At 73.1% G+C, this 7,797-nt stretch carries 7 protein-coding genes and 1 pseudogene; 6 read left to right on the top strand and 2 right to left on the bottom strand.

All coding sequences use genetic code 11. The annotated features are described in order from the left end of the window. The 6 genes and pseudogenes from ABZS54_RS30225 to ABZS54_RS30200 form a co-directional block, all read left to right on the top strand. Positions 1-477 (top strand): annotated as a pseudogene (locus tag ABZS54_RS30225) (hypothetical protein); the annotation flags it as partial. Between the two features lie 906 nt (positions 478-1,383). Then, positions 1,384-2,136: a hypothetical protein gene (locus ABZS54_RS30220; RefSeq protein WP_355543032.1), complete on the top strand. Its 753-nt coding sequence runs from the start codon at positions 1,384-1,386 to the stop codon at positions 2,134-2,136. A 25-nt stretch (positions 2,137-2,161) separates the two neighbouring features. Next, the gene (locus ABZS54_RS30215) at positions 2,162-2,335 is read left to right on the top strand and encodes a hypothetical protein (RefSeq protein ID WP_355543029.1); all 174 of its coding nucleotides are present in this window, start codon (positions 2,162-2,164) and stop codon (positions 2,333-2,335) included. Continuing rightward, positions 2,332-3,096, top strand: coding sequence for a response regulator transcription factor (locus ABZS54_RS30210; protein ID WP_355543026.1), 765 nt, complete (start codon positions 2,332-2,334; stop codon positions 3,094-3,096). The genes ABZS54_RS30215 and ABZS54_RS30210 overlap by 4 nt, the downstream gene beginning before the upstream one ends. Further along, entirely contained in the window at positions 3,093-4,688 is a 1,596-nt protein-coding gene (locus ABZS54_RS30205; protein ID WP_355543023.1) for a HAMP domain-containing sensor histidine kinase, read from the top strand. Before ABZS54_RS30210 ends, ABZS54_RS30205 begins: the two co-directional genes overlap by 4 nt. Positions 4,689-5,046: 358 nt before the next feature. Next, complete coding sequence (locus ABZS54_RS30200; protein ID WP_355543020.1) at positions 5,047-5,379, top strand: hypothetical protein; 333 nt, start codon at positions 5,047-5,049, stop codon at positions 5,377-5,379. A 255-nt stretch (positions 5,380-5,634) separates the two neighbouring features. Here ABZS54_RS30200 and ABZS54_RS30195 read toward each other — a convergent pair whose 3' ends face one another. Both ABZS54_RS30195 and ABZS54_RS30190 read right to left on the bottom strand, forming a co-directional pair. Continuing rightward, complete coding sequence (locus tag ABZS54_RS30195) at positions 5,635-6,279, bottom strand: response regulator transcription factor (protein WP_020554005.1); 645 nt, start codon at positions 6,277-6,279, stop codon at positions 5,635-5,637. Between the two features lie 56 nt (positions 6,280-6,335). Then, a complete protein-coding gene (locus ABZS54_RS30190) occupies positions 6,336-7,628 on the bottom strand; it encodes a sensor domain-containing protein (protein ID WP_355543017.1) in 1,293 nt (430 codons plus the stop codon). Positions 7,629-7,797: the final 169 nt, after the last annotated feature.

The raw sequence follows: 7,797 nt of genomic DNA, 5'->3' as shown, positions 1-7,797 counted from the left end.
GTCGCCGGCGCGCTGTCCGGGCGGGCCGTGGAGGCCGAGACGCACGCCGCCGAGGGGCTGCGGCTGGCCCGCTCCACCGGGCAGGGCACGCTGGCCGCGTGGTTCCTGGCCGCACTCTCGATGGCCGCGACCACCCAGGGTCGGATCGCCGAGGCGCGCGACGGCGCCTGGCAGGCGCTGCGGCTGACCGGCACCAAGGGGCTCACTCCCGTCGGTGCGTACGCGCTGTACGCGCTCGCGGTCGTCGAACGCGCCGAGGGCCGCACCGAAGCCGCCTGCGAACTCCTCGCCAAGGCGCTGGCCGCGCCCGCCGGTGCCCTCATGGAGGTCCGCATCCGCGCCGAACTCGCCACCGCAGGCCCCAACCGCTCCGGCCTCGCCGCCCTCCCCCCACGCCCCACCCACCCCAACACCCCACCCCTCGCCCTGACCGGCCGAATCACCCGCACCCCCCAGCTCGCCACAGGCAGCGCCTGACCCACCCCCGAGCGACCGAATCCCCGCCCACCCAAGCCCCGGGGCGGCCACCATGTGCAGCCCGGGCGGGCGGGCGTGGCCACTTCAGGTCACGCGGGCAGCACAGCCAACACGGCTAGCGCGCGGCGCAGGCAGCACGGGCACCACGGGCAACGCGGTGCACGGGCGGACACCGCGGCCCGTGCGGGCGGCACAGGCCGCAGGCAGCGCGGCAGCGCGAGCCACAGGGGCAGCGCAAACAGCGCGGGGCAGCACGGCCCACGCGGGCAGCACAGGCAGGCACCACGACCAACCGCAGGCCACCTGGGCAGGGGCAGCACAGGCGGCGCGGGGCAGCACGGCCAGCGCGGGCAGCACAGGCAGGCACCACGACCAAGCGCAGGCCACGTGGGCAGGGGCAGCACAGGCCACACAGGCGGCGCAGGGCAGCGCCGGACAGCGCGGGTGGGCAGCGCGCGAGCCGCACACCACGCAAGCGGCCGGGCAGCACGGCCAACGCGGGCCGCGCACAACATGCGGGCAACGCGGACGGGCAGCACGGCCAGCGCCTGCCACGTGGGCGGCAGGCAACACGGGCGGCCCGGTCAAACCCCGCCACCGCCGCCCCTCCCCGCCCTCCTCGCGCCACGGAACGCCGTTCACGCCGCTCAACTCCCCTCGCCGGACCAGCTGCGCGCGCCGGGTCCGGATCGTCACCGGCTCGGCGATCGGCACCGCCCACGGGCGGGCGGCACGGGCAGCGCGGCCGACACGAGCAGCGCGAGCGATGCGAGCAGCGCGGCCGGCGCAGGCCAAGTGCCCCGAAACCCGTCGAGGTGGACACCCCGTGCCGTACGGCGACGAGTTCCCCCGGCCGGCTCGCCCGATGGCGGACTTGTTCTGTGAACACCTGGGTAGATCGTCGGCGTGACGGAACCAGGCGCGATCGAGGACTGGGACACCCGGCTGGGCTGGATGCGCGCGCTCGTGTCGGACGACGAGATCGCGCATCGACGCGCCCTGGACCGGTATCTGCGGGTGGCCCGCGACACCCGCGAGGCGCGCGCCGCGTACGACACGATCGTCTTGCGAGTGCCCCGCTCGGTCTCCGCCGAGGAGGCGGCCTTGGAGCGCTTTCGCGCCGCGTGGCTGCGCACGCCCGCCGCGACCCTGCTCACCGAGTCGCTCGCACCTGCCGAGGTGCCCGATTGGGGCGGCCTACCGTACGCGCTGACCTATCTGGAGTGGGAGGCCCGGTACCCGACCGAGTGGACCCGGCACGCCAAGGTCTGGAGCACCAAGCAGCGGCTGATCCGGCTGATCGCCGTCCCCGGGCACCACGCCGCGGCGCGGGCCCGTCTGGTGGACCTGGTCGAGCTGGTGGTGTACCGCCGGCATCGTTGCAAGGACCGCGAGTACGCGCGGATCGCCCGCGTGGTGGACGGCGAGGACCTGCGCGCCCGGCTGGCGAAGGCGCAGGTCTCCGGCGAGCCGTGGGCCCGGGACCAGGCCGGTCACGTGCTGTGGCTGTTGCACAACCCACAGATTCCGATCAACCGCACGAACTGGTTCCGCTGGTTGTCCGACACGGCGAAGGACGCACCTCGCGACACCCCCCACGCCCCTCCCCACACATCACCCCCCGACCAGCCCGACACCCCTGCTCCACCACGCCTTTGACGAGCCGTCATTCGCCGTACAGCACATGCTTTCCCGCCATAGGTTGTGCACCGACAACTTCGGCGACAGCGGCAACAGCCTTCCGGGGGACGACATGGGTCGAGCCGACGACATGGGCATCACACATCGCGTCGAGGCGTTCAGCCGCAGACACATACCGCAGGCATCCGCCGCGCAACCGGAGGCCGCGACCCGGTGACCGCGGAACCGGACATCGACCGCGCGCCGCACGTCCTGGTCGTGGACGACGACCCCTCCATCCGGCGCGCCCTGGAACGCGGCCTGCGCCTGGCCGGGTATCACGTCACCCTCGCTCCCGACGGCACCCGCGCCCTCGAACTGATCGCGCCCGCACCGCCGATCGTTCCTGCCGCCCCGACTCCGCCCGCCGGCGCACTCGCCCCCCAGGTCGTGGTCCTGGACGTGGCGATGCCCGGCGTCAGCGGCATCGAGGTGTGCGCCGCGCTGCGCGCCCGAGGCGCCGAGACGCCGGTCCTGATGTTGTCCGCGCGCGACGAGACGGCCGATCGGATCGCGGGCCTGGAGAGCGGCGCCGACGACTACCTGGTGAAACCCTTCGACCTGCGCGAACTCGACCTACGATTAAGGGCGTTATTGCGCCGCCGGCCGGCGGCCGGAGCAGGTGAACCGGTGCTGCGGGTCGGCCCGGTCGCGGTGGACGTGGCCGCGCACGTCGCCACCTGCCACGGCGTCGCCCTGGAACTGACCCGCCGTGAGTTCGCGCTGCTGGAGATCTTCACCCGCAATCCGGGCCTGGTGCTGACCCGGGATCAGCTGCTGGACCGGGTCTGGGGCTACGACTTCGACGTGCGCACCGACGTGGTCGACACCTTCGTCAGCTACCTGCGCCGCAAGTTGGAGGCCGGCGGCCGACCGCGCGTGCTGCACACCGTGCGCGGGGTGGGCTTCGTACTGCGTACCTCGGGCGGTCCCGGATGAAGCTCTCCACCCGGGTCGCCCTGTCGGTCGCCGTCCTAGTGCCCCTGCTCGTACTGGGTGCGGGAACACTCGTGGTGCGCTGGGCCCGACACGACCTGATGCAGCGTCAGGAACAGCAGCTCCAGCAGCGGGCCGAACGCCTGGCGCCACCCGCACGAATCCTGGCCCGGGCCGACCTGGACGAGCGCCAACAGGCGATCCGCACCCGGCAGTACCGAATCCTCGGTATGGCCCTGGACGTCGGCATCCGCGTCGACACACCGGACGGACCGCTGTTGGTGGGGCCCCAGCCGCCGGAGGACGCGCCGCTGCCCAAGCGCGCGCCGTCCCCGGTGACGGTGCACGCGGGCGGGCGTTCGTGGCGGATGGTGACCCGGCCGGTGCCGAACGGCTCGCTGTACGTATTCGTTCCCTCGGGGGAACCGGCCGCGCAGGCCGCACTGTTGCGTCGGCGGGTGTACGTGGTCACCGCGTTCACGGTGCCGCTGTCCGGGCTGGCCGGACTCGCCGCCGGCGCCGCGGCCACCCGATCGCTGCGTGCGCTGCGCCGCCGGGCCGCCCGGCTGGATCCGGACGACGGCGCACACGACGCGGTACACGTGCCGTCCGGCGTGATCGAGGTGGACGAACTCGGCCGCACCCTCGACGACGTGCTGGGCCGGTACGCGGCGCAGACCGCGCGCACCCGCGAAGCACTGGAGACCGCACGCTCGTTCGCCGCGACCGTCGACCACGAGCTGCGCGGCCCGCTCACCGGGATGCGTACCGATCTGGACGTGCTGGCCACCTATCCGGACCTGGCCTCGGCCGAACGTGAGGACGTGGTCGCGGACCTACAGGTGGGCCACGAACGGGTGTTGTCGGTACTGACCGCGCTGCGCGCACTCGCTCAGGGCGACCTGGTGGACGCATCGGCGTTCGAGCCGGTGGAGTTGGGCGAGGTCGCGCACGCGGCGGCCCGGGCGGCGCCGGCCCGCCGGCCCGATGACGAGGAGCGGGCCGTCCCGAGGGGAATCGACGTGCGGGTCGAGGCGCCGCACGAGGTGGTCGTGTACGGATTCGCGCCCGGGCTGCGCCTGCTGGTGGACAACCTGGTGGGCAACGCGCTGGTACACGGGGCGGGTCGGGTGCTGGTGAAGGTGCTGCCCGGGATGGACTGCGGTGTGGTGTGTGTGGACGACGACGGGCCCGGCATCGCACCGGAGTTGCGCGAGGTGGTGTTCGAGCGTTTCCGGCGCGGCCCGGACAGCCCCGGTGCCGGGCTGGGGTTGACCCTGGTCGCCCAGCAGGTCGCGCTGCACGGCGGCCGGGTCACCGTCGGGGTGCCGCCGTCGGGACACGGCACCCGGTTCGAGGTGGTGCTGCCGCTGCGGGCCGACCCGGTCGCGGCCCGGGAGCGCGCCTGGTTGGGCATCCGGGCCCCGGATCCGGCGAGTCCGCCCGCGCCGCCCGTCACGTCCGACACCCGGCCCGTCCCGGCCGTGTCCCGGACGCGGGCCGGCGTACCGAAATCCCGCGCGGCGACCCGGCCCACCGGGAAAATTCCTTCCCCGGCCGCCCGTTCACAGGAAACCCACAAGGAACGCCCCTAGCCTCGCGCTACGCCGTGCCCGCCCGGGGTGGGGCGGGCACGGCGTTTCGGGGGAGGCCGCGCATGCGTGTATCCGACCGCAGCCACAGCACGGCTCCCACCGATCCGGTGCCCACGGGGGCGCGATTCTCCGCGCCCTTGGCGTATGCGGGAACGCCCGGTGGCGGCGGCCACCGGGCGCCCGCCCCGTGCTCGCGGCTGCTGCGGCGGGACCCGCGGCAGGCCATGGCGCCGACCCGGTTCGACGACGACCGAAGCGGCACGGGTTCGATGGCGCGCATCCCATGGTGGAGCGCGACGGACGAGCGGCACATCCGGCCCAAGGCGGCGACTCGCCTCGGGAACGACCGGGCCACGCCTTGGCATCCGGCGCCGGAGTGGCGGCGGCGGAGCACCGCTACGAGGGTGCGCAAGGCGTGGTGTGCCGCCCGGCCGGTGAGACCGGTCGGGTGAGTCGCGGACGCGCCGTGCCCGCGGCGGCGGCGGCCATCCTGGCGGCGGTGGTGTCGGCGATCGTCGCGCTGACCGCACGCGGTACGGACGAGAGCGGCACGGGCACGCACGAGGTGGGCACGATCGCGCCCGCGGCCGGCCCCGGACCGGCCGCGTTCACGTCGATCGTGCTCGGCTCCCGCAACGCGGTCGAGAGCGCGGAGACCGATGTGCGGGTCGAAGAACCGGTACTGCCCTGAATCGATCCGCTCCGGGGGCCGATGCCGTGGTCGGCCCGAGGGCGGTGTGGGATGCGTGGATCACGGAGGGGGCGATCCGGGCATCCCACACCGGTCCGCAACGCAGAACGCACGGCGATCCGTTCCTCGAATCCGCAGGTGCCGCAGGCGACCCGGGCCGATCCGGCGCCGGCCGGTCCCGGACGGGGCGGTGCGATGCGAGGGCACCGCCGTACGCCCTCCTCGGCGAGCCGGCACGCCGCCGCGCCCGTCTCGTCAGAGCTGCAGATACCGCAGCACCGCCATCACCCGGCGATGGTCGGTGTCCGAAGGCGGCAGGTCGAGCTTGGTGAAGATGTTGCCGACGTGCTTTTCCACCGCGCGCTCCGTCACCACCAGCTTCTTCGCGATCGCCGCGTTCGTCCGACCCTCGGCCATCAGCCCCAGCACCTCGTGCTCGCGCGGGGTGAGCGTGCTCAGGCCGCCGCTGCGCAGCCCGGCGCCGAACAACTGGGTGACCACCTCGGGGTCCAGCGCGGTGCCGCCGGCCGCGACCCGCTCCAGCGCGTCGGTGAAGTCCCGAGTGTCCACGACGCGTTCCTTGAGCAGGTAGCCCACACCCGCCGCGTTCCCGCCGAGCAGTTGTGCGGCGTACCGGGTCTCGATGTACTGCGAGAAGACCAACACCCCGATGCCGGGGTGGCCCCGGCGGATGTCGATCGCGGCCCGCAGGCCCTCGTCGGTGTGGGTCGGAGGCATCCGGATGTCGACCACGCACACGTCCGGTTTGTGCTCGACCACCGCCGCTCGCAGGGCGTCGGCGTCCGCGACGGCGGCCGCGACCTCGTGGTCGCGGTCGAGGAGCAGTTGAACGAGGCCGTCCCGCAGGATCGCGGCGTCCTCGGCAATGACGATGCGCATGGGCTCGATCGTCCCATGCCCCGGCCGCCCTTCGATCCCGGTCCCTCGGCCCGCGCTCACCCTCGGGCCGGCAGCTCGACCGTCACCTCGGTCGGGCCGCTCGGGGGGCTGACGATCCGCAGTACGCCGTCCACCGTGCGCACCCGCTCGACCAGGCCGGTGAGGCCACTGCCCTTGCTCGCATTCGCGCCGCCTCGCCCGTTGTCGGTGACCGTCATGCGCAACCGGCCGTCCCGGACCAGTACGTCGACGACCGCCTCGCTCGCGCCCGAGTGGTGTGCGACGTTGGTGAGCAGCTCGGCGGCGCAGAAGTACGCGATGGTCTCGATCGTGGCGGGCGGACGGACGTCGATATCGGTGTGTACCTGTACCGGAACCGCGCTGCACGCGGCCAGGGTGGCCAGCGCGGCGTCCAGGCCCTGGTCCAGGACCGGAGGGTGGATGCCCCGGGCGAGGTCGCGCAGTTCGACTATCGCCTCGCGGGCGTTGCCCAGCGCACTGTCCACGAGCGTGCGTGCGCGGTCCACGTCCATCGGACGTTCGGTGTCCTCGGTGTCCAGTTTCTCCTTGGCCATGCTGAGGTTCATCGCGAGCGCGACGAGTCGGGCCTGCGCGCCGTCGTGCAGGTCGCGTTCGATCCGGCGCAACGTCGCGGCCGAGTCGTCGACTGCGATCGCCCGGGTCTCCTCCAGATCGGCCACCCGCTGCGCGGACTTGGTCGGTCCGAGCAGGGCGGGGATGAGCAGCCGGTCGAGCTGGACGACCGCGCGTACCGCCCAGGGGGCGATGAGCAGGATCGGGATGGCGGACACACTCACCAACAGCGAGAGCGGCAGGGTGTCGAAGTACACGTCGCCGATCTGGATCCCCGAGCGACGGTCGACGCCGTGCGAGTCGGTGGTGTGCGGGTCGAACACGACCCGGAGCAGCGGGTACGTCAGCATGATCAGCCCATAGCTCCAGAACGCGCCGGTCACCAGGACCATCAGCACGCTCAGTGGGAACTTGACCACGTGGTAGGCGATTGCCCGCCAGCCCTCGGCGTTGCCCAGCGAGGAGCCCAGCAGCCCGAGCGGGCCGCGCTTGGGCCGGAACGCGCGCAGCGGCGGCGTCTCGACCCCGAGCATGGCGCGCGCGAGCCCCCGGTGAACACCGCCCCATGCCCGCGCGCCCATCACCGCGAGGGCCAGGATCGGCAGGCCGACCAGGGTGACGGTCAGCGCGACGCCGAACACGGTGAACAGGAAGATCGCGGCGAAGCCGAACATCGCGAGTGGGAAGGTGAGGATCGCGTAGCCGGCCTCGGCCCACGTTCGTCGCGTGAACGGGGCCTTCAGGAACGTGTACATGGGGGGCATCCTCGGGGCGTAACGGTCGTGATGGTGGAGTGTGCTCATGCTCCCCGTCTCGGGGCACCCGTATCGAGGGTGACAGCCCCCGATCCGGGGGTTCGGTTTGCCCCACCTCTCATACCGGATCCATACCGGATGATTCACCTACGCAATGTTTCCCGGCGAT

The organism is Embleya sp. NPDC005575 (assembly GCF_040605455.1).
GTDB lineage: Bacteria > Actinomycetota > Actinomycetes > Streptomycetales > Streptomycetaceae > Embleya.
The sequence above is the reverse complement of the archived record's forward strand: the minus strand, read 5'-3'. Positions and strand labels throughout refer to the sequence as shown.